The organism is Thermoflavimicrobium dichotomicum (genome assembly GCF_900114055.1).
GTDB classification, from domain to species: Bacteria; Bacillota; Bacilli; order Thermoactinomycetales; family Thermoactinomycetaceae; genus Thermoflavimicrobium; species Thermoflavimicrobium dichotomicum.
The window spans coordinates 1-20,020 of sequence record NZ_FORR01000021.1 but is presented as its reverse complement, the minus strand read 5'-3'; the positions used below and the strand labels follow the sequence as shown (position 1 = coordinate 20,020).

The window sequence follows — 20,020 nt, the reverse complement described above, 5'->3', positions numbered from 1 at the left end:
GATTGTTTGAAGTCACTAGTGGAACAAAAAACAGAGCTATTTTGAACAAAGATATAGTCAAGGATAATTGTTATTTAACAAGCTTTAAAAACTCTTCCACATCTTTTAATGCCAAGTTTACTGCCTCTTGCCAAAAGTCCGGTTTGGTCAAGTCTACACCTAAATGACGAGAAGCCAGCTCTTCGACGGTCATTCTACCTGTATCGCGTAGCAAGTGAACATATTTTTCTGCAAACGAAGGCCCTTCTTCTTGTGATCGTGCGTAAATACCTGCACTAAATAGATAGCCAAACGTATAGGGAAAATTGTAAAACGGCACATCTGTACCATAGAAATGCAATTTCGAAGCCCAGAAATGTGGATGATATTCTGCTAGAGCATTTGCAAAACCCTCTTTCTGAGCTTCGGTCATCAATTCGCATAGTCTTGAACTGCTTAATGCTCCTTGTTTTCTTTCTTCATAGAAGCGTTTTTCAAATAAAAAGCGACTATGAATATCCATGAAGAAAGCAACTGTCGATTTCAGTTTTTCATCCAGCAAAATCAGTTTTTCCTCTTTGGTGTTAGCACGTTTGATGGCAGCATCCACGACAATGAGTTCGGCAAAGGTAGAGGCGGTTTCAGCTACGTTCATCGCATAGTCTTGGACAAGGACTGGTAAATCTTTCATCACATACGAGTGGTATGCGTGTCCCAGCTCATGAGCAAGGGTAAATAGATTGGACGTAGTTCCAGAAAAGGTCATGAAAATGCGAGATTGTTTGCTTTGAGGAAATCCGGTGCAAAAGCCACCAGGATTTTTCCCTGGACGATCTTCTGCCTCAATCCATCGATTTTTTATGGCATGTTGGGTAAAAGCGGCTAGATCTTCACTGAATTGACCAAACTGTTCGATGATAAAATCGGCTGCTTCATCATATGTATATGTTTTTGTTTTTCCTGGTAAGGAAGCCTGAAGATCATACCAACTCAATTTCTCTACATGGAGTATTTTTGCTTTCTGTTCCAGATATTCTTTTAACCGCGATTTCCCGTTTTCAACTGCTTCCCACATCGCATTGAGTGTTTTTTCTTGCATGCGGTTTTTGGCCAAAGGTTCTTTCAGGATATGATCCCAATGGCGATGTTTATATAGCTGAAGGCGATAACCTGATAAATGATTAATGGTTTCAGCAAAAAGATGTGCATGGTTTTCCCACGCTTCTTCCCATTTCTCAAATACTTGCTGGCGTACTTTTCGATCTGGATGAGCCAATTTATTCACTGCTTGGCCAACAGACAAGTAAACTGTTTTTCCGTTTTCTTCATAGGGGATTTGCATGCGACCGACAATGGTATAATACATTTGTTCCCAAGCATGGTAACCATCGACACTTAAATCACTAACCAATTCTTCCTGTTCTGGAGGTAGTTTCTCAAAAGCCTGGTTCCGTTTTTCCATGAGAGCAAAGGAAACTGACTGAATCTTCGAATTGTTGATCAGTTGTTGCCAGTATGGATCTGTCATCTGTGCCAGCTTACTTTCCAAAGCTGTCATGACAGATTCATAAACGGCATATAACTGATTCGCTTGGTTTCTTAGAATTTTTGCCTGTTCATCTTTTGTATTTTGTGCTTCCAAACAAGAAATAAATGAGTTTAGCTCATGGAAGCGTTTCGTGAGGTTCTGCAATTCATCAATGGCCTGAACCCATTCTTCTTGTGCTGGAAATTCCGTTTTGGTATTGATGGTTAAAATTTTTTCTTTCATGAGTGGTAAATGTCTCTTTAAATAGGACAGTTCTTCTTTTAAAGCAGAGGATTCACTTCCTCCAGAGAAGAACACATCCAAATCCCATGTTTGAGCATATTTTGATGTCATCAAAGTTTCTCCTTTTCTAAATCAAATGTATCTTCTTCTATTTTAACTTTTCATAGTGGTCTTTATCTACTGATTGATTGATTTTGATATGATTGAACAGAAAAGTTAAATCATAAAAAATAGGGAGGAAAAGGAACATGAAAATAGCGGTTACGGGCGCTACCGGTTTTATTGGCAAAGAATTGACCCAATTCTTTTTAGAAAAAGGATATGAAGTTGTTGGTATTTCCCGTACATCCAATTCCACTCAGCAACCAGCGGTTCCATTTATTACTTGGGAAAAGTTAGAAAGTCAACCTACATTACTAGAAAACGTAGATGCCATTGTAAATCTCGCCGGGGAATCGATTGACCAGCGCTGGACGAAAACGGCGAAAGAACGAATTCTCGGTTCTCGGTTGACAGTAGCTGAAAGGTTAAAACACGTAGTAAGTCAACTTGGACAAAAACCGAAGGTATTGGTCAATGCTTCGGGTATATCGATCTACGGAATTTCGGAAACAGAAACCTTTGATGAGAATAGTCCTGCCTGCATCACTGATTTTCTGGCTAGTGTAGTGGAAAAATGGGAAGAGGCGGTTGACCAGATTCCGATTGACCGTACTGTGAAACTTCGTATTGGAGTGGTACTGGGCAATCGGGGTGGGGCATATCCCAAAATGATCCTCCCCTATAAATGGGGAGTGGGAGGAAGGGTCGGAAGTGGACGTCAATGGCTCTCATGGATACATATTGAAGACATGGTTCGATTAATTGAGTTTTGCATAAATAATGAGAATATTGAAGGGCCCGTTAATGCAACGGCACCAAATCCAGTCACTAATGACCAATTTGGCCGTACGGTGGCACAAATTCTGAAACGTCCACATTGGTTTCCTGTACCAGCTGCCTTGATGAAACTCATATTCGGGGAACTGTCTGTCCTGCTTCTTGAAGGGCAACGGGTAATACCGAAAAAGTTGCTGGATCATGGGTTTCAATTTTATTATCCTACGATACTTGATGCTGTAAAGGATTTATATCGTTGCGAGCGAGAAAATCCCTAAGCTTTAGCTATGGGGATGAGAGCAAGCGTCGGACGAGGGGCGGTTCGATACCGCCTCGCAAATCCGACCATTTTAATGCTCTGTAGCCGTTTTATATTCAATCATTTTCTGGCAAAGTGGAATGAAGCCGAGAAAGAGCTGGCCAGATGGAAACGAATCATGCCAAATGGTAGTTTAAAAATTGCTAATATTCAAAGTTCATTTGTATATAATTCTATAATTTTATAGAATATGTTATTTACAACAATAAACAACTGGACTATAATTTAGCTGAAGATGATAATTATTATCAATCAATGATTGAAAGGTGTCAGGATAACATGCAAACTTACCTGCTAGCTAATCTACAAGCTGGTCAAAAAGGGAAGATTGTAGATATAAAACAAATGAGTATGGAAACACACAGACGATTACTAGACTTGGATATTCTGGAAGGTTCTGTGGTAAAAATTGTTCGCAAGTTCCCTTTTGGTGGGCCAGTCGAGATCGAAGTAAATGGTCAACATATTGGGATACGGAGACAAGATGCTGAAAAAATCGAAGTAACATTTGTCTAAGACAGAGAGGAGGAAGGGCAACTCTATTTGCCAAGTTAGATGAATATCGCACTTGCCGGAAATCCGAATACAGGAAAAACTTCACTATTTAATATCCTTACTGATTCATACGAATATGTTGGCAACTGGGCAGGGGTCACTGTTGAAAAGAAAATGGGCGTACTCAAAAATAATCTGGGTACTTTAGTTGACCTACCTGGCATCTACTCGTTAAATCCTCTCTCGAAGGATGAGGGAGTTGCTACCAACTATCTACTAAATGAAGATGTTTCTATTATCTTAAACATAGTGGATGCATCACAATTAAAGCGAAACCTTTATTTGACCCTTCAATTATTGGAATATGGGAATCCTCTACTCATTTGTTTAAATATGGTTGATGTAGCCGAATCACTTGGATTACAAATCAATCATGAGAAATTGGCAAAGAAACTCGCTTGTCCAGTGATTCCGATCGTAGCCCGAACTGGAGAAGGTTGTGAAAATCTAATCAATGAGATCCCTGACCTAGCTAACAAAAAAACCACTCCCTTCCGGGTAAATTATGGAGACATACTTGAGGAAGCAATTGAAAAGTTGATTGATTTACTCCCTTCAGAGATGGATCTTCCCAAGCGCTGGCTAGCCATACAATTTTTTGAAGGGAACACTCCTGTGCGTCATACATTAGCCAAATATATTGATGGGAAAGAGTTGGATACGTTATATAAAGAAACCGAAGCAAAGCTAGCTTCAAAGGCAAAATCGCTCCCACAATATATTCATCTCAGACGGGGACAATGGATTGAGCAGATCATTCAAGACTGTGTCATCCAAACCAAACAGGTGGAAAAGACAATCACAGAGCGAATCGACCAAGTCGTCGCCAATAAATATTTAGGTATACCCATTTTTTTAGCACTCATGTATTTTACTTTTAAATTAACCTTTGAGTGGGTCGGTACCCCATTGTCTGATCTACTGGGAGAGTGGATTGAGGGGCCTGTTTCTGAAGGAGTAACCTCTCTGCTTCAAGCCCTTGGCGCTTCAAAATTTATGCAAGACTTAATCGTCGATGGGATCATTGCTGGCGTAGGCGGAGTGATTGTATTCGTTCCCCAAATTTTTATGCTATTTTTACTGATCTCCTTCATCGAAGATTCAGGATATATGGCTCGAATCACTGTCGTCATGGATAAACTGATGGAACACGTGGGGTTGAATGGAAAAGCCTTTATTCCCATGATTATCGGTTTTGGATGCAACGTACCTGGAATCATGGCAGCACGTACGATCGAACAACCCAAAGAACGTTTACTTACTATTATTTTGACTCCACTTATGTCTTGTTCAGCACGCTTGACGGTATACGCTCTTTTTGTGTCTACTTTTTTTAAGAAAAACCAAGCCATTATAATTTTGTCTCTTTATGTGCTTGGGATTGTTGTAGCCCTGATTTTGGCCAAAATCTTTTCAACTACGATCGCTCGCCATGAAGAATCAATTTTTGTTGTGGAACTTCCTCCTTATCGGACACCGCAATGGCGTTCACTTTTACGGAGTACGTGGGAAAAAGGAAAAGGATTTGTACGAAAAGCAGGAACGTTTATTCTGGCTGGTTCCGTCTTAATCTGGCTACTTGGTTATATGGGACCTGGAGGATTTGGTGTGAAAATGGAGCAAAGCTTTCTTGCTCTGATCGGTGGTTTTATTGGTTCTCTGCTAACTCCACTGGGATTTGGGACATGGCAAGCAGGTGCCTCCTTAATTACTGGTTTTTTGGCAAAAGAAGTAGTCGTTTCGACCATGAATATTATTTATGCCGTGCAAGATGAAGCGGCTTTACAAGGCATCTTGCCACAATTTTTCACACCGCTTCAAGCATATAGTTTTATGGCCTTCATTCTTTTATATACTCCTTGTCTAGCAACAGTAGCTGTAATCAAAAAAGAGACCGCTTCAGCCAAATGGACCTGGTTTTCCGTTTTATATGCTTTTTTCGTTGCTTACCTCATTTCGTTTATTATTTTTCAGGGCGGCAAACTTCTTGGCTTCCACTAGGGAGGACTGGCAAATGGTGATTAACTTTCTACTTGGGACTCTGATTTTTGGTTATTCTGGTTGGGTTCTTTACCGCTATTTTCAAAAAACAAAACAAAGCAAATGTGCCGCTTGCTCAGTAAAAGAAAGCTGTGCTGTTGTACTGTGTAATCAAGCCCAGCATCCTAATAAAGATAGATCGTAGTATCGATTTAACACACATAGGACAATAAAACAAACGGAAGCCTATGTTATTAGTGGGGCTTCCGTTTTTCTTTTGCAAGAGAGAAAATCTCTAGCTTTGTCTTTGATTTGGGAAGAATCTAAGGAACAAGACTCTATGAGAGCAGCACAAGAGTCAATGCCACTTAGCAGTAATGATGTCATAATAGCACTAATAAAAAACCATTTTCGTTTCATCGGTAACCACCTCCGGAGCTTTTTCTATCTAAGATTAAAACGATATGGAATTCTTCTGTCAATCACTATTTTTCTCGGCAGTTCGCAATTTCTGTCTCCTAAGGTTCCGATCTGCTACATGAAACTCATCACAGTCTTTCTCAATGCTGGATCATGGTTTTCAATTTTACTATCCCACTTGTATACTTGTATAATGAAAGAATTTTTCAACTCAAGGAGGCAGTTATGAACTTTGCAGATAAAGTCGTTATTGTAACTGGAGCAGGTCGAGGAATCGGCCAGTGCATTGCTGTGACATATGCAAAACATGGAGCAAACGTAATCATTGCCGACCGGAATGCAGAAGATAGTCAAAAAACAGCAGATCTTATCCGGAGCATCGGAAGAGAGCCGTTTATTCAGGTAGTGGATGTTGGTCAGCCAGACGAGATTGTTTCCTTAATGCAAAATACAGAAGATCGGTATGGTCGTCTCGATATATTAATCAATAATGCAGGAATTAGCTATTGGAAATCTCCTTATGAGCTGACAGTAGAAGAATGGGATCACATTTTGAATGTCAACCTGCGAGGTGTCTTTTTATGCTCGCGGGAAGCGGCTAAAATCATGAAAAAGAAGGGCGGAGGTGCTATCGTCAACATTGCTTCGACCCGAGCGTTGATGTCAGAACCTGATACAGAAGCCTATGCGGCTTCCAAAGGCGGAATATTGGCACTTACCCATGCTTTGGCAGTTTCTTTAAGTCCTGATCGGATTCGCGTCAATGCCATCAGTCCTGGTTGGATTGAAACAGGGGACTATTCACAATTAAGGGAAATTGACCATAAGCAGCATCCGGCTGGACGTGTCGGGAAGCCTGAAGATATCGCCAATGCATGTTTGTTCCTGACCGCTGACCAAAATGATTTTATCACTGGATCCAATATCGTAATCGATGGCGGTATGACACGAAAAATGATCTATGAGCCTTGATCCCTGTAGCCAAACATGAGAGCTGCCTTTTTAATAGGGGCAGCTTTTTTAATAGTTAAAGTGGTGGCGCATCCGATCCGGGTGTATTTCGGTAAAGTATATATCCATGATGAAAGGGAACAGTTGGATACGAAGACTGTTCCCTTTCTCTTCTTCAGCGAAAAACCGTTGCTTTTGCTTTTTGGAGCCAGTCGCGGGCCAAGCCATGGTACACCTCGTAGGCATTCCAAACACTTGCCGCATATTCCCGTACTCGCAAGGCGTATTCATCGGCGTCATGGGCATCCAGCAGGTGCTCAATGGTCAAATCACCAAAAGAGGAGAGCATCGGCGGTTTTTCCAAATCGCCTTTGCCATAACCCCATTTCTGGATCACCTGATACAAGGCGGGGGCACTGTTAAATTCCATGGCGATGCACATGCCAAGCAGATGCGCGGCGAAGGATTTGGCGGAAACCAAATGGATATCCGGATGTTGAAGGCAATAGGCATCCACTCTCAATCGATGCAGGGAGTAGTTTCGAATGGTTTCCACTTCTTTCATAATGATTGCATGTTGGATGGATTGGCATTTTTCTCTCGATTCAATTCCACAAGTACAGCGCATCTTACCATCCTTTCAAGGAAATAGGATGAGTTCTGACCTTATCTTATATTATCATTTGTGGAGATGGGGAATAAGGGCTTGCTAACCCTTTTGGATAAGGAGATCCGACTGGAGTAGGAGATCAGAATCCAACCATGGAATGTTCTATCACGCAAGCCATTTCCATTATGTTTGAGGTAGTTTCTTTTAAAGGCGGATGGTTATGAAAAAAGTGTTGGGACTCATGATGATGGGAATCGGAGTTGTTTTAATACTTGTCACGCTCATGCATAGCAAAATGGGGGAATGGTTATTTCCGCTTCGTACCGAAGTGCGGACGTTTGATGTTCAAGACGTGAAAACGTTGCAAATCGAGGCGGGGTATACATATCTCCGCTTGGTACCCGAACGGCGCAAAGACATTCGTGTGGAAGTGGAAGCCAGATGGAATGAACCGTTCGTAGTTCAGCGAAGCGGGTCTGTCTTGCAAATGGACATCACGCCTTCGTTTTCGGACTTTCTTTCGAATCGTGGAAGGTCATTTGTGGTGCGCCTGCCGCAAGATCGGCTGTCCCGTTTGGATATTCGTCTCACCTCTGGAAATGTAATGTTGGCCTCTCCTGCTGATCAATCCCATTCGATATGGGATCAAATTCGGTTGGAGATCGGGTCCGGTCAGGCTCGAGTGAAAAATGTCCATGCTTCCCGATTCAGTTACCAATGCTCATCAGGGCAATTGGTGGTGGAAGGGCTTCAAACCCGGCAGGCAACTTTCAAGGTGGAATCAGGACAAGTGAAATTGAATCGTTTTGCGGGAGGGTTTGATGCGTCGATTTCATTGGGGCATTTGAAAGCGCAGATTGATCAATTGACAGGGCCTGTCCAAATGGAGATCAGCGCAGGGCACGGCACCATCGATATGCCGCAAGATGCCGACTTCCGGTTGGAGGCGCGGATCCAAAGAGGTGTAATCAAGAGCGATTTGCCTGGTTTACAGGCGACCATAAGGGGAGATGATGTGCTCAAGGGAACGGTCGGTTCGGGAAAATTTCCAGTCAAACTCAAGGTTTCCAGCGGGCAAATAGATTTGCATTAGAAAGGGGGGGAGAGTGTGTGCGGCGGTTGCAAAAAAGAAAATATATTCGGCTATCCTGTTTTCTAGGTGTCATTCTGTTGGCCTTGTTGCTTCAATTGTTCATGCAAGTCAACGCGTTTGGCTTGCTGTTTTCGCTCCTATTCTTCTTTGTCGGGTTTCACCTTTTTCGCAGCGGAAGCAAGAACCGCGACCGCAACAAACAGTGGATCGGCAAATTTCATCGGCTCGAATCGAACTATGAGCTCCAGGACTTGCAGATTTCCCATGGATTCACCGATGTGAAGCTGGACCTGACTAAAGCGATGATCTCCGAAGGCGAAAAGCAGATCATGATCAGCGGTTGGATTGGGGATGTGAACATTTATCTTCCTTATGATCTGGAAGTCTCTGTGGACGCTTCGGTGACTTTGGGCAAACTGGAAGTGCTGGGACGGGAGGCAAGAGGTTTTCGCCCACATCTGGAGACAGAGACACCAGGCTACGCCATGAGCAAAAGAAAAGTCAAAATATTGGTTTCCGTTTTGTTTGGTGATGTGAGTGTGAGATGTCTATGAAAAAGAAAGGGCTCAATATCCAGTGGAAAATCATGCTCTTTTCTGTGGCGGTTTCGCTTTTTTCCTCTCTTTTGATCGTGTTTTTGATCAGTGTCCACTTTCAGTTGAAATTGTCCGTCCTGATGTCGGTGGAATTTCTCAACATCCCATTGATCTTCCCCTTGCTAGTGTATACCCTGTGGTTTGGGACATGGTTCGGCTACTATTATGGAAAAAGGCTCAAAAAGCGGTTGGAACGGTTGGACGAAGCCATTTTGAAATTTGAAGGGGGGCATTTTTCTTATCGGGTACCGCCTTTGGAAGAAGATGAAATCGGCTTGATCGGGCAATCATTGAATCGGATGGCTGAACGTATAGAGAAACAGGTTTTTTCCCTGCAGAAACTGGCGACGGAAAAAGCTGTGTTTGAGGAACGGCAACGCCTGGCGCGGGAGCTCCATGATGCAGTGAGCCAACAACTGTTTGCCATTTCCATGGTGACAGCGGCCTTGCTGGAACAAAATAACGCCGTTCCAGCCGCATTGACTGACCAAGTGGCCCTGATCGAAAAAATGGCCCGGAATGCATTAGGGGAAATGCGCGCCTTGCTACTTCATTTGCGCCCGGTCACCTTGGAAGGGAGGAGTTTGCCTGAAGCCTTGACAGAGCTCCTGGCTGATTTTCAAGCCAAACATCCGATCCATGTCGAGTGGGAAATCGATGAATCCATCCAGCGTCTTCCCAAAGGGATCGAAGACCATCTGTTTCGAATCGCCCAGGAGGGCTTGGCCAATGTGTTGCGCCACTCGCAGGCGACTTCGGTGACGGTGAAACTGCTCCATGCCAATAAACAAATCATGCTGAAGATCATCGACAATGGTATCGGATTCGACACCAGCAAGATGAAAACATCCACGGTGGGGCTTTCCTCCATCCAAGAGCGGGCCACCGAAATTGGCGGGGTGGGGGAGATTTTTTCGTTACCCGGCAAAGGAACCCAAATCGTCGTGAAAGTACCGATCATCGAAAGGGAGTGGGTGGAATGATTCGCGTCATGATTGTAGATGACCATGAAATGGTTCGGATTGGCCTGGCCACTTATTTGAAGACCCAGCCGGACTTTGAAGTGGTGGCGGAAGCGGCCAATGGAAAAGAAGCGGTTCGACTTTCACGGGAAACAAAGCCGGATGTGGTCCTGATGGATTTGGTGATGAATGAAATGGATGGGATTGAGGCGACCAGGGAAATCTGTCGCCGGCCGGATGCCCCGAAAGTGATCGTGCTGACAAGTTTTATCGACGATGAGAAGGTGTATCCGGCGCTGGAAGCGGGGGCTTTCAGTTATTTGCTCAAAACGTCCAAAGCGCAGGAAATTGCTGACGCGATTCGGCAGGCGATGAAGGGGCAACCCGTGCTGGAAGCGGAAGTGACAGGAAAAGTCCTGTCTCGGATGCGGCGCACGGATGAAGCCAAGCCGCATGAGGCGCTGACTGCAAGGGAGATGCAAATCTTGAAGTTGGTCGCTGAAGGGAAAACCAACCAGGAAATCGCCGATGCCTTGTTTATTTCCATCCGCACGGTCAAAACACACATCACCCACATCTTGGACAAACTGCAGGTGGATGACCGCACGCAAGCGGCCGTCTATGCTCACCGGAACAAGTTGGTGGACTAGGCGGAAGAGGGTGCCTAAAAGGGCGCCTTTTTTATTTTTTGGTCGGAATCCTTCTCCTACCAGAGTCGTAGAAGAAAATCTCCCTCCAGTTCGTTTGGGGAAAACTGTTTTTTCTTTACTTTTGAAGGAGGGAGGAGGTAGAGGAAGATGTTCCTGATGCTGCTCAGCTATACAGAAACTGTCGTGGCGTTTCTCTTGTGGATTTTGTTCATTTGGAACGCGCGTATGATCAAGAATCTTCCGTACCATTCGGAAGAACGGACCTTTCGGAAAAAGGCCAAGCGGGCGAGGATCCTGTATATTCTCATCTTATTCATTGTCCTGATTCACGCCGGGATGGTTACACTGGAAGGGGGAATGTTGGGATGGAAATTGGTTGCGGAAAAGGTTTGGACCGTTTTGCTTCCCCTCTTGCTACCTGTGGCTTTTACTTTGGCATATACCTTGCCCACATTGAACCGGATCGCGAACAGTAAAGAAGATTCGCTTGCAGATTTCCAGGAGCTCCGCCTGAGTGCGGCGAATCCGGTGTTTGTCGTGCCGGTGCGGGCAGCCGTCTTGGGTTCGTTTTTCAGTTATTGGAATACGATCGTTTTGCCGGTTTCCTGGTTGTATGATGGAGTGATTTTTGTGCTGTTCGTTATCACAATCTGGCTGATGCAGAAAAAACGTTACCAAATGCAATCGTTTGTCAAGCCCAGTTGGCTCGTGCGGATCATGCGAAAAATTTCTGTGGCAGTCATTGTCATCGTCGTCAGTTTGGGATGGTTTTTCTTGAATATGGAACAAAGTCGCCTACCTGACCGGTTCAGCATGATGGATCATAAAAATGTAGATTTCGGAGACCAAACAACCGAGGGACATGGTGTTCACCATGCCCATCACGCCTCTGGAAACGAAAAAAACATTTCCGTGACGGAATTGAAAGGCCCGTCGGGTCATCCAGATCGCCGCTTCACGCTTGTCGCCCAAAAGAAAAAGGTACGGCTCATTTCCGGAAAGGTGGTGGACGCATGGACATTCAACGGACAAATCCCAGGACCGGAACTTCGCATGCGGGAAGGGGAACTGGTGGAAGTCACCTTGATTAACAAAGACATTCAGGAAGGTGTTACCATTCATTGGCACGGCCTCAACGTTCCAAACAGGGAAGATGGGGTGGCAGGAGTCACGCAAGATGCTGTCCAACCCAATGAACGGTATGTGTACCGCTTCCGGGTAAATCAGGTGGGAACCTACTGGTATCATTCGCACCAGCAGTCCGATTTGCAAGTGGAGAAAGGACTTTTTGGCTATCTGGTCGTGGAACCGAAGAAACCGCTGGCTGAAGAGAAAGAAATCACAGTTCTCGGTCACCAATGGAAAACAGGGCAAGGGGAAGTGTTCGCTTTTAATGATGCGGATACCGTCAAAAGGCAAATCGTGAAACAGGGAACGAAAGTTCGTTTACGTTTGGCAAACACGTCGAATTTGCCCATGCAATTTGTACTTATTGGCGCTCCTTTCCAAGTGGTGGCGATCGATGGGAATGATGTCCACCAACCAAACACAATCGCCAACCAAGAATTGAAATTGGCCGCTGGGGGCCGCTATGATATACGGTTTACGATGCCGAACCATCCGGTGTTTTTGACTGGTTCGAGGGAGTACAACCCCTCTTCCGCAGGATTATTGCTCAGCCCAGATGGGAAAGGGGAAGTGCCAAAGGTACCCAAAGACCTGAAACCATTTGATCCAGCCCTATATGGAAAGCCGAAACCAGGCACAAATACCCCGCATTCCTTTGATCGTGAGTATACCATGGTGTTTGACAACAAGATGGGCTTTTACGATGGGCGCTTTAATGCCTTGTGGCTCATCAACGGAAAAGTGTTCCCGGAAACGCCCATGCTGATGGTGAAAGAAGGAGAATGGGTGAAAACGACGTTCATCAACCGCAGCGGGATGGATCACCCGATGCATCTGCACGGCCATCACATGCTCGTGCTGTCCAAAAACGGAAAGCCTGTCACTGGAAGCCCATGGTGGGTCGATACGTTGAATGTGGCTCCAGGCAAATCGTACGAAGTTGCTTTCCGAGCCAACAACCCCGGCATCTGGATGGATCATTGCCATAACTTGGACCATGCCAGAGTGGGCATGACTCTCCATCTATCATACGAAGGCATTTCGTCGCCGTTTATGGCCGGAAGAGAGACAAAAAATCAACCGGAGTAACGAATTCCAGGGCTGTCAATTATTTAAACTTGTTTGCAATACAAACAAATAAACTTAAAAAAGCCTCATCAACCAACAGCATCAAATACCAAAAGGAGGCAGTTAACAGTCTCTAGAAATATAGTCAAATGTAGATAAATATGGAAAAAACCTTAATTATTTTAAATTTGAGAGGAGGAAACTGCTACAAAGCATAGAAATAAATATCCTAAGACGAAAACCAAGTCTAAAACTCATACATGATGATCACATAACGAAATCATGTATATGTACCGGTGGCTAGCCGGGAATTTACGCCTGTGGAGTGTTATATCAAACGAAAGTAGTATCTTCCCTGGAAGTACGAAATCGGACACGTTGAAACAGGAATTTTCTAGACATAGGGATATTTTTCTATGTTTTTAGTAGCAGGCGTGAAACGTGTCAAAGCGTTTATCCATTCGACAAAAGCAGTGGTTCCTCATTGCCCATATTGTCTTTTTCACTGCCTGGCTGGGTGGTGCTTTATGCATGTTTTTGCTTGGATTATGGGCGATAATGAACGGGCAAAAGCATGACTTGGCGCAAACGTATACCCTCATTCATCTCATTGATGACACCTTGATCAAATTTCCTGCCATTGGCACTTTGGTGACCGGATTCATCTTGTCCATCTGGACCCATTGGGGTGTGACCCGATATTATTGGGTGATTATCAAAGAAGTGCTGACCATCCTCATCATCCTGATGGGCATCTTCTTTCTGTCCGATTGGCTCAGCGAGGTGGTGGCCATCGCGGAAAAACATGGGGCATCCGCTCTCGGTTATCAGGAATTCATCATGCGGCGCAACCAATTGTTGGTGGCTGGATTTTTCAACATTTTGGCCATGGTGTCCATGGTGATCATTTCAGTCATCAAGCCATGGGGAAAACGGAAAGGCGAACATTCAACAGCTCCTGCAAGATCATAAGGAAGGGCAAAACGCTGGCCGTCGGAGTTATTCGGCCGGCGTTTTGCTATCTGAATGGATTTTATTGTGAAGAGGTGATTAGGAATGAAAGAAAGTTCTGGGTAAGTCATTGACTTCATGTGCAACATGTATTCCAGACTCGATTGCACCTTGGATCCAACCGTGGTTAGATGAAGCATGTTCACCAGCAAAATGAACTCTTCCTTCAGGAGTGGAAATATAGGGACCCAGTTCTGTTGCCTGTTCTGGTTTAAACATCGTGAAAGCTCCAGCAGAATATGGATATTGAATCCAACTGTGGCTCGCTCCTGTCAGAAACTCACGATAGACCTGTTTACCATGGATAACTGCCAAATTTTTTAATGCATTTATCCAGCGATCTTCATCTCTCAAACTGTCCCAAGGTATAGCATCATTCTCCCATGTATAACTGGCCAAAACAACACCCGGCCCTGATGCGCCTAGGTCATGGCTTGGGTAATGAGTATATGTAATAGGGAGATCAGAAATAGTTTTCCCACCATACATGCCTTCCCTTTCCCAGAACCTGCTTTTAAACTGGATGCCGATCTTCGTAGAGCCCACATAATGAAGTTCCCGAATCGCCTTCCATTTGTTTTCAGAAAAAGAGTCACGTGGTTCAACTTTCACAAATTGCAAGACTGTAAAAGGTATGGTTATAATCGCAAGGTCACCGGTGATTTGAAATGGCTCCAAGATTTTAGTTTGGACAGAATGAATGGTTACCTGGTTATTGTGCTGCACAATTTTTGTCACTTTTTGTCCGTACTGGATATCATCTTTCAATTGAGAGAGAAATGCTTTAGGAAGTTGGTCGTTACCGCCTGTGATCTCATAGAATCCAATATTAGGGTCAAACATATTTAATGCTTCTTTTAACAGTTCCAGGAAAGAAAGCTCCGGAAATCCTTCCAGTAAAAGAAGTGCTTTAAGCATGTCAATGGCACCCGTAGATAACGTGGTTCCAAACGGGTTATATCTCAAATAAGCGTCCATCGAGTATTTATCAAATTCTTTTATGACCAAAGGCCAATTTCTCCGCGGATTTTGTTTAATAAAATCTGTCACGGGCTTTATTGCATATTGAAGTAACTGCGTAGCGGTTTTACCCCTTTCATGTGGGGCTACTGGAAAGCCTAAAATGTCAGGGTTTTTTTCATATATCTTTAAACGGGTTTTGATTCCTCTAACATAGATAATGTCGTTAGGAGTCGTGTTGATGAACCTGTTAACCGGGAGACGGAATTTTCTTATATATTCCAAAGTCAAAAAATGAGTGTCAGGAATACGCATCGCCCCAGCCTCAAGATACTGCCCATCCCTAAAATCGGATCGCAACGTATAGACACGTCCCCCGACTCTTTCTGAAGCTTCAAGAATTGTCACATGGTGTCCAGCTTGTTTAAGCAAAGAGGCCGAGACTAGTCCTGCCATCCCTGCGCCAATAATGATGATCTTCTTGGGAATTTTGGTTTTTTTAAGTCCATTTCTGATGATCGAAATCATTTGATCAGATGATAACCGCGGGAATGCGTAATTTGACATACTTTTCCTCCTAGACAACGCTTCCCAAACTGAGAGCTGACAAAAGATGCTTACTGCCATCTTATTCAGCCAGATTACACAATTATGTAAAAAAGAGCAGCATACATGCCGCTCTTTTTTATTCTGGTTCAAGAAATCTATAAAGATTGGTATACTATCTGAACCTTATCCAACACGGTATGTCCACTAAGGTAAAATGGATCCGACACTCTTGTTCATGGCAAAAATGAAAGGCCTATGGTTGGTTCTTTTCCTCCAGCTTGAACTCGGGAGCTATACGGTCGATCCGGTTGGTCCAAATGATACCAGAGAAGCGGGGAGGAAGGCGCTTCAGGTCGGAAAGGGTGTCAAAACCGGTCGAAAAATCTCCAGAACCCCCGACGATCACGACACGGGTATCCACCGCTTCCATCCGGGAAACGAATCGATGGGGCCATCCCCACAACCAAGGGCCAATTTTTTCGGGAATGTGGAGCTGGGTTCGTTCGCAGGCGCTTGGAACCCATCCCGTCCATCCAAGAGCGATGTAAGGAATCAGGCATTTTTTCATCGACGCTTTGGACATGGTGCGGATCTGCGGCAACCGTTCTTCCAACGCGGCAATGGGTTTATCGCCACCATAGACAGTCAGTTTGCTTAGCCGCTTCGGAGGCAGGTGGGACAAGTACGCGGCCAGCAGTGCACCTTCTTCAGGATCATCACTCTTCACGTGAATCAAGAATTCCTCTTGTGGAAATGTTTTCAACACTTCATCCATCGACGGCATTAGTCCGACACCTTTGCCACGGAAAGGATAGGTTTTTCCGCCATCAGCTGTGTATCCATAGCCAATGTCCAATTTTTTGAGCTCAGCCATGGTGTGATCGCGCGTCACTCCTTTCCCGTTGGTGCGGCAGTCTAGCGTCCAGTCATGAAAGACAGCAAATTTCCCATCTTTGGTCGGATGGATGTCAAATTCCACGATATCGGCTCCAGCCTCAAAGGCGGCACGCATCGAAGGAATCGTGTTTTCCAGATACGGATGCTCCGGCCGGTAAATACGCTTTGCCGTGCATGTCTCATCGGTGATCCCGTTCATATCAAAGGTTTGGGCCAATCCGCGATGGGCAAGAAGGAGTGGTCGCTTGTTCGGCGGATCGGTCAGAAGGGAACTGTTGTTCACATAAATGAAGGCGAGAAAAATAGCAAGCACGATCAGCGTTATCCGTTTTTTCTTGCTTCCTTTTTTCATGTTGAACCTCCCAAGCTGAAGTAAAGGGTTAGGCTGCGGGTCATAATCTTTCTTCTTCCAGACTTTGCAACCATTTGAGGTCGGCTTCCAGATGGATTCTCAGTATATATATGGATGGGAATACATTTCAAGATAAAAATATAAAGACATAATTGAGATTCCAATCGTATGATTACGACTAGTATCGCAAATTTATTTTTACTATAAATGAGTTTGTATCAAAAACCAAAAAATACTTTGAAAAAATAATGCTCACATTAAGACTGGACTTAATCAGGAGTGTGTCAATCGCACGAGATAGGTAAATCTCATTTCATAACGAGCAGATACAGGCCGCAACAAGAAAGCTGTCAGCCTGGTATACATGTGCCAGGCTGACAGCTTGTGTTTATTAAACTATTAATTGTCCAATAACATAATAACGAACTACTACACGGCATGTTCTACAGATATATAGCTGTTCAACAGATAATGTTATTTAGGTCATAATTGCAGTAAATGGAAATCTGAAATTATTTATTAACCACACGTGGTTCGATGTGAATCGTGATTCAGCGGGATAGATTATTAATCATGATTTGCTTCTGCTTTATAAGACTATTGTTTAATTTTATTTCCACAATAATTCGATCGTGTAGTCGCCCCCACCGACCAAACCGATGCCGATTGCAACCGCAATGAGGACAAAGTTATATTCAAAACCATTGTTGGTAATCCAGTAGCCATTTTGTCCATGGACTTTGAAAATAGCCACCAGCATGGTTCCCACGATCAGGATGGATGCAATGGGTATGAACACTCCTGCAGCAAACAAAAATCCTCCAATAAGTTCGCTTAATCCTGCCAACAAAGCCATCACGGTACCTGGTCTTATTCCAATGGATTCCATCCAACCTCCGGTTCCTTTCAATCCATGTCCCCCAAACCATCCAAACAATTTTTGGCACCCATGTCCCATAAATGTAAGACCTACAACTAAACGAATAATAAGCAAACCTAAACTCATGCCGTACACTTCCTTTCATTTATTTTATAATCAAATTAAATCAACTTACTTTCTATAAGTAGATTATTGGATTTACTTACTTTTGTCAAGTAACTATGATAAATTAATTTAAGGGAGGGATATCATGAAGGAATTGCAGCTATGCCCCAAATTCGAAGCCGCTTTTGAACTAATCGGTAAGCGGTGGACGGGGTTGATTATTCGTGTATTGCTTAGTGGAAGCAAAAGGTTTAAGGAAATAAAAGACATCATTCCTGAGATGAGTGATCGAATGCTGACAGAACGATTGAAGGAACTGGAAGCAGCAGGGATTCTCTCTCGGAATGTTTATCCTGAAATGCCTGTACGTATTGAATATGAACTTACAGATAAAGGCCGTGCATTAGAACCAATAATGAATGAAATGCAAAAATGGGCCGAAACATGGATGGAATTATAAGGAAAATAAAAGAGAAAAAAGGTGCGATTTGCACCTTTTTCTGTACCGGATATCATCTTTTAATTGAGAGACAAATGCTTTAGGAAGTTGGTCGTTACCGCCTGTGATTTCATAGAAGCGAATATAACGAGTCGTTTATTTTCATGTCATAAGACAGAATTTTAAAGAAATGCCGCCTGAAAGCCCACTGGCTTTAGCCCTATGCATTACCCACAAGTGTTTTATTGATAAAGAGTATTCCACATGAAGGTCAAATCTTGAGACCGTTGAAAACCTCGCCAAAGAACTTTTGCACTAGGAACCCCATCACTTTTCCTTCTAAGAAACCCACCTAATTTAGCAATCCAACAAACTGCTGTAGAAAGAGTAATTGGGTCAGAAGGAAGGGAAAAAGTTCGATGGATAGCAGTATAAAGAGCCTTCCACTCATTTTCAGATAAAGCCAGAGTACAAGATTCATTTGGGGACTGTCTCGATTGATAGGTTTACCATAAAAGTCGCCAAGCGACTTTATATTTATGGGTAATGCATAGGGCTTTAGCCGTGGGATGAAAGGTGGCGTTGCTCGGTATACCCTTTACGGTGATGCTTTGAGCAACTATTTTTTAATTTTTTGTTGTAGTTTGAATATTAAATTGATACAGTTATAGTATGAGTCAAGAGTATAGACGAACAAAACGACTGTATCATTGATTCACTATCATTTTGTTTTTTGTCCTAGATATCGCCGTAAGGTACTGGTAAACCAAGTAGAAGAACGATTGAAGGAAATTGTAGAGCAAATCTGCAAGGAAAATCAGTGGAATATCATAGCAATGGAAATAATGCCTGACCACTGTCATTTATTCTTGAATTGTCTTCCGACCGATTCTCCATCAGATATGATGGCGAAATTGAAAGGGGTGACTTTCAGAAAGCTTCGCCAGGAATACTCGCATCTGAACCATTTGCGAAGTATGTGGACGTTCCTTCTTTGTCAGTACCGCTGGAAATGTGTCCAGTGAAACGGTGAAGCAGTACGTGGAATCTCAAAAGAAAAGGGGGTGAATGGATGCCCACTATCAAACTAAGGTTAGAACTACATAAGCCAACTCAATCCAAACAGGAAATGTATCAGCGAATGACGGAAATAAACACAGCATTTGCTAACTGGCTACTTGTTCACCCAGAGGTGAACAAGGCAACCAGTAAGATTTTCAAAGAGTTTTCTCATGGAATATTTCCGTCTGCTGTAGTAAACCAGACGATTCGAGAAGTCAAGTCAAAAAAGAAAAACCAAAACACGAAATCATTCAAAAAGCTATGGTGTTGCTTCAACAATCAGAACCTCAAGGTGGAAAAGGCTGGAGACTTCTATACGGTTTCTTTTCCCACCCTGGAAAAACGGATTGGTGTACCTGTTGTAGCCCGTCCTTATCAGCAGGCATGGTTGGAGAGAATCCTAAACGGAACCGTCAGACAGGGTGCCAGCGAGCTATACAGGAAAAAAAGAAAATGGTATATTGCCATTTCAATCACTTTTGAAGTAGAACAACAAGAAGAAACAAAAGTAATGGGGATTGATCTTGGACTAAGATATATAGCTGTCGCCAGTGTTGGTACAAAATCATGGTTTTTCAAAGGAAATCAGGTTGCTTTTGGACGTAGACGTTTTGCAGCTAAAAGAAGAAAGCTGGGGAAATCGAAAAAGCTTTCTGCAATCAAAAAGTCTAAAAATAAAGAGTCTCGCTGGATGAAAGACCAAAATCACAAAATAAGCCGTCAAATTATCGACCATGCACTTGCCAACGGTGTTGGCATGATTCGTATGGAAGATTTGACGGATATTCGAAATAGAGCAAAGTC

19 protein-coding genes and 2 pseudogenes are annotated in these 20,020 nt (G+C 43.6%); 14 read left to right on the top strand and 7 right to left on the bottom strand.

Translation table 11 applies throughout. The features are described 5' to 3' along the window. Positions 1–70 precede the first annotated feature (70 nt). On the bottom strand, positions 71–1,861 hold the full coding sequence (locus tag BMZ78_RS15675) for a M3 family oligoendopeptidase (RefSeq protein WP_093231356.1): 1,791 nt from the start codon (positions 1,859–1,861) through the stop codon (positions 71–73). Positions 1,862–1,998: 137 nt separating this feature from the next. Between BMZ78_RS15675 and BMZ78_RS15670 the strand changes: the two genes are divergently transcribed. From BMZ78_RS15670 to BMZ78_RS15655, 4 genes are all read left to right on the top strand, one after another. Next, positions 1,999–2,907, top strand: a complete 909-nt coding sequence (locus BMZ78_RS15670) for a TIGR01777 family oxidoreductase (protein ID WP_093231355.1) — start codon at positions 1,999–2,001, stop codon at positions 2,905–2,907. A 320-nt stretch (positions 2,908–3,227) separates the two neighbouring features. After that, positions 3,228–3,464 (top strand): FeoA family protein, encoded by a 237-nt coding sequence (locus tag BMZ78_RS15665; RefSeq protein WP_093231354.1) that lies wholly within the window; start codon positions 3,228–3,230, stop codon positions 3,462–3,464. Positions 3,465–3,503: 39 nt separating this feature from the next. Beyond that, positions 3,504–5,504 (top strand): ferrous iron transport protein B, encoded by a 2,001-nt coding sequence (gene feoB, locus BMZ78_RS15660; RefSeq protein ID WP_093231353.1) that lies wholly within the window; start codon positions 3,504–3,506, stop codon positions 5,502–5,504. A gap of 13 nt (positions 5,505–5,517) precedes the next feature. Further along, complete coding sequence (locus BMZ78_RS15655) at positions 5,518–5,688, top strand: FeoB-associated Cys-rich membrane protein (RefSeq protein ID WP_093231352.1); 171 nt, start codon at positions 5,518–5,520, stop codon at positions 5,686–5,688. A gap of 41 nt (positions 5,689–5,729) precedes the next feature. Here the strand turns inward: BMZ78_RS15655 and BMZ78_RS18895 are convergent, their stop codons facing one another. Continuing rightward, positions 5,730–5,903, bottom strand: a complete 174-nt coding sequence (locus BMZ78_RS18895; protein ID WP_175482523.1) for a hypothetical protein — start codon at positions 5,901–5,903, stop codon at positions 5,730–5,732. A 225-nt stretch (positions 5,904–6,128) separates the two neighbouring features. Between BMZ78_RS18895 and BMZ78_RS15650 the strand changes: the two genes are divergently transcribed. Beyond that, positions 6,129–6,875 carry a glucose 1-dehydrogenase gene (locus tag BMZ78_RS15650; protein ID WP_093231351.1) on the top strand — a complete coding sequence of 249 codons (747 nt, stop codon included), beginning with the start codon at positions 6,129–6,131 and terminating at the stop codon, positions 6,873–6,875. 154 nt (positions 6,876–7,029) lie between these two features. Here the strand turns inward: BMZ78_RS15650 and BMZ78_RS15645 are convergent, their stop codons facing one another. Then, positions 7,030–7,482, bottom strand: coding sequence for a DUF5946 family protein (locus BMZ78_RS15645; RefSeq protein ID WP_093231350.1), 453 nt, complete (start codon positions 7,480–7,482; stop codon positions 7,030–7,032). A gap of 202 nt (positions 7,483–7,684) precedes the next feature. On the opposite strand from BMZ78_RS15645, the gene BMZ78_RS15640 reads away from it, so the two are divergent. The 6 genes from BMZ78_RS15640 to BMZ78_RS15615 all read left to right on the top strand — a co-directional run bounded on the left by BMZ78_RS15640 (position 7,685) and on the right by BMZ78_RS15615 (position 13,933). Continuing rightward, complete coding sequence (locus BMZ78_RS15640; protein ID WP_175482522.1) at positions 7,685–8,557, top strand: DUF4097 family beta strand repeat-containing protein; 873 nt, start codon at positions 7,685–7,687, stop codon at positions 8,555–8,557. Between the two features lie 17 nt (positions 8,558–8,574). Continuing rightward, entirely contained in the window at positions 8,575–9,111 is a 537-nt protein-coding gene (liaF, locus tag BMZ78_RS15635; protein WP_093231348.1) for a cell wall-active antibiotics response protein LiaF, read from the top strand. Further along, positions 9,108–10,136, top strand: a complete 1,029-nt coding sequence (locus BMZ78_RS15630) for a HAMP domain-containing sensor histidine kinase (protein WP_093231347.1) — start codon at positions 9,108–9,110, stop codon at positions 10,134–10,136. The genes liaF and BMZ78_RS15630 overlap by 4 nt, the downstream gene beginning before the upstream one ends. Then, on the top strand, positions 10,133–10,765 hold the full coding sequence (locus BMZ78_RS15625) for a response regulator transcription factor (RefSeq protein ID WP_093231346.1): 633 nt from the start codon (positions 10,133–10,135) through the stop codon (positions 10,763–10,765). Before BMZ78_RS15630 ends, BMZ78_RS15625 begins: the two co-directional genes overlap by 4 nt. A gap of 147 nt (positions 10,766–10,912) precedes the next feature. Further along, entirely contained in the window at positions 10,913–12,982 is a 2,070-nt protein-coding gene (locus tag BMZ78_RS15620; protein WP_093231345.1) for a multicopper oxidase family protein, read from the top strand. A 420-nt stretch (positions 12,983–13,402) separates the two neighbouring features. Continuing rightward, complete coding sequence (locus BMZ78_RS15615) at positions 13,403–13,933, top strand: hypothetical protein (protein ID WP_093231344.1); 531 nt, start codon at positions 13,403–13,405, stop codon at positions 13,931–13,933. Between the two features lie 78 nt (positions 13,934–14,011). On the opposite strand, the gene BMZ78_RS15610 is transcribed toward BMZ78_RS15615, so the two are convergent. The 3 genes from BMZ78_RS15610 to BMZ78_RS15600 form a co-directional block, all read right to left on the bottom strand. Continuing rightward, on the bottom strand, positions 14,012–15,499 hold the full coding sequence (locus BMZ78_RS15610) for a flavin monoamine oxidase family protein (protein ID WP_093231343.1): 1,488 nt from the start codon (positions 15,497–15,499) through the stop codon (positions 14,012–14,014). Positions 15,500–15,734: 235 nt separating this feature from the next. Beyond that, positions 15,735–16,730, bottom strand: coding sequence for a glycerophosphodiester phosphodiesterase family protein (locus BMZ78_RS15605; protein WP_093231342.1), 996 nt, complete (start codon positions 16,728–16,730; stop codon positions 15,735–15,737). Positions 16,731–17,340: 610 nt separating this feature from the next. Then, positions 17,341–17,736: a DoxX family protein gene (locus BMZ78_RS15600; protein ID WP_093231341.1), complete on the bottom strand. Its 396-nt coding sequence runs from the start codon at positions 17,734–17,736 to the stop codon at positions 17,341–17,343. A gap of 124 nt (positions 17,737–17,860) precedes the next feature. Between BMZ78_RS15600 and BMZ78_RS15595 the strand changes: the two genes are divergently transcribed. Continuing rightward, positions 17,861–18,175: a winged helix-turn-helix transcriptional regulator gene (locus BMZ78_RS15595; RefSeq protein ID WP_093231340.1), complete on the top strand. Its 315-nt coding sequence runs from the start codon at positions 17,861–17,863 to the stop codon at positions 18,173–18,175. Positions 18,176–18,396: 221 nt separating this feature from the next. On the opposite strand, the pseudogene BMZ78_RS19630 reads toward BMZ78_RS15595, so the two are convergent. Beyond that, positions 18,397–18,636, bottom strand: a pseudogene (locus BMZ78_RS19630) (IS4 family transposase); the annotation flags it as partial. Positions 18,637–18,826: 190 nt separating this feature from the next. Here BMZ78_RS19630 and tnpA point away from each other — a divergent pair. Together tnpA and BMZ78_RS15580 are read left to right on the top strand one after the other, a co-directional pair. Next, positions 18,827–19,222 (top strand): annotated as a pseudogene (gene tnpA / locus BMZ78_RS15585) (IS200/IS605 family transposase). Between the two features lie 4 nt (positions 19,223–19,226). After that, positions 19,227–20,020 (top strand): transposase (locus BMZ78_RS15580; protein WP_093231339.1); only part of this gene is annotated, 794 nt, incomplete at its 3' end.

Excerpts from the sequence above, each read along its gene's own strand:
- BMZ78_RS15675 (WP_093231356.1), bottom strand. The coding sequence starts at position 1,861 with ATGACATCAAAATATGCTCAAACATGGGATTTGGATGTGTTCTTCTCT.
- BMZ78_RS15670 (WP_093231355.1), top strand. The coding sequence starts at position 1,999 with ATGAAAATAGCGGTTACGGGCGCTACCGGTTTTATTGGCAAAGAATTG.
- BMZ78_RS15665 (WP_093231354.1), top strand. The coding sequence starts at position 3,228 with ATGCAAACTTACCTGCTAGCTAATCTACAAGCTGGTCAAAAAGGGAAG.
- feoB (WP_093231353.1), top strand. The coding sequence starts at position 3,504 with ATGAATATCGCACTTGCCGGAAATCCGAATACAGGAAAAACTTCACTA.
- BMZ78_RS15655 (WP_093231352.1), top strand. The coding sequence starts at position 5,518 with ATGGTGATTAACTTTCTACTTGGGACTCTGATTTTTGGTTATTCTGGT.
- BMZ78_RS18895 (WP_175482523.1), bottom strand. The coding sequence starts at position 5,903 with ATGAAACGAAAATGGTTTTTTATTAGTGCTATTATGACATCATTACTG.
- BMZ78_RS15650 (WP_093231351.1), top strand. The coding sequence starts at position 6,129 with ATGAACTTTGCAGATAAAGTCGTTATTGTAACTGGAGCAGGTCGAGGA.
- BMZ78_RS15645 (WP_093231350.1), bottom strand. The coding sequence starts at position 7,482 with ATGCGCTGTACTTGTGGAATTGAATCGAGAGAAAAATGCCAATCCATC.
- BMZ78_RS15640 (WP_175482522.1), top strand. The coding sequence starts at position 7,685 with ATGAAAAAAGTGTTGGGACTCATGATGATGGGAATCGGAGTTGTTTTA.
- BMZ78_RS15630 (WP_093231347.1), top strand. The coding sequence starts at position 9,108 with ATGAAAAAGAAAGGGCTCAATATCCAGTGGAAAATCATGCTCTTTTCT.
- BMZ78_RS15625 (WP_093231346.1), top strand. The coding sequence starts at position 10,133 with ATGATTCGCGTCATGATTGTAGATGACCATGAAATGGTTCGGATTGGC.
- BMZ78_RS15620 (WP_093231345.1), top strand. The coding sequence starts at position 10,913 with ATGTTCCTGATGCTGCTCAGCTATACAGAAACTGTCGTGGCGTTTCTC.
- BMZ78_RS15610 (WP_093231343.1), bottom strand. The coding sequence starts at position 15,499 with ATGTCAAATTACGCATTCCCGCGGTTATCATCTGATCAAATGATTTCG.
- BMZ78_RS15605 (WP_093231342.1), bottom strand. The coding sequence starts at position 16,730 with ATGAAAAAAGGAAGCAAGAAAAAACGGATAACGCTGATCGTGCTTGCT.
- BMZ78_RS15600 (WP_093231341.1), bottom strand. The coding sequence starts at position 17,736 with ATGAGTTTAGGTTTGCTTATTATTCGTTTAGTTGTAGGTCTTACATTT.
- BMZ78_RS15595 (WP_093231340.1), top strand. The coding sequence starts at position 17,861 with ATGAAGGAATTGCAGCTATGCCCCAAATTCGAAGCCGCTTTTGAACTA.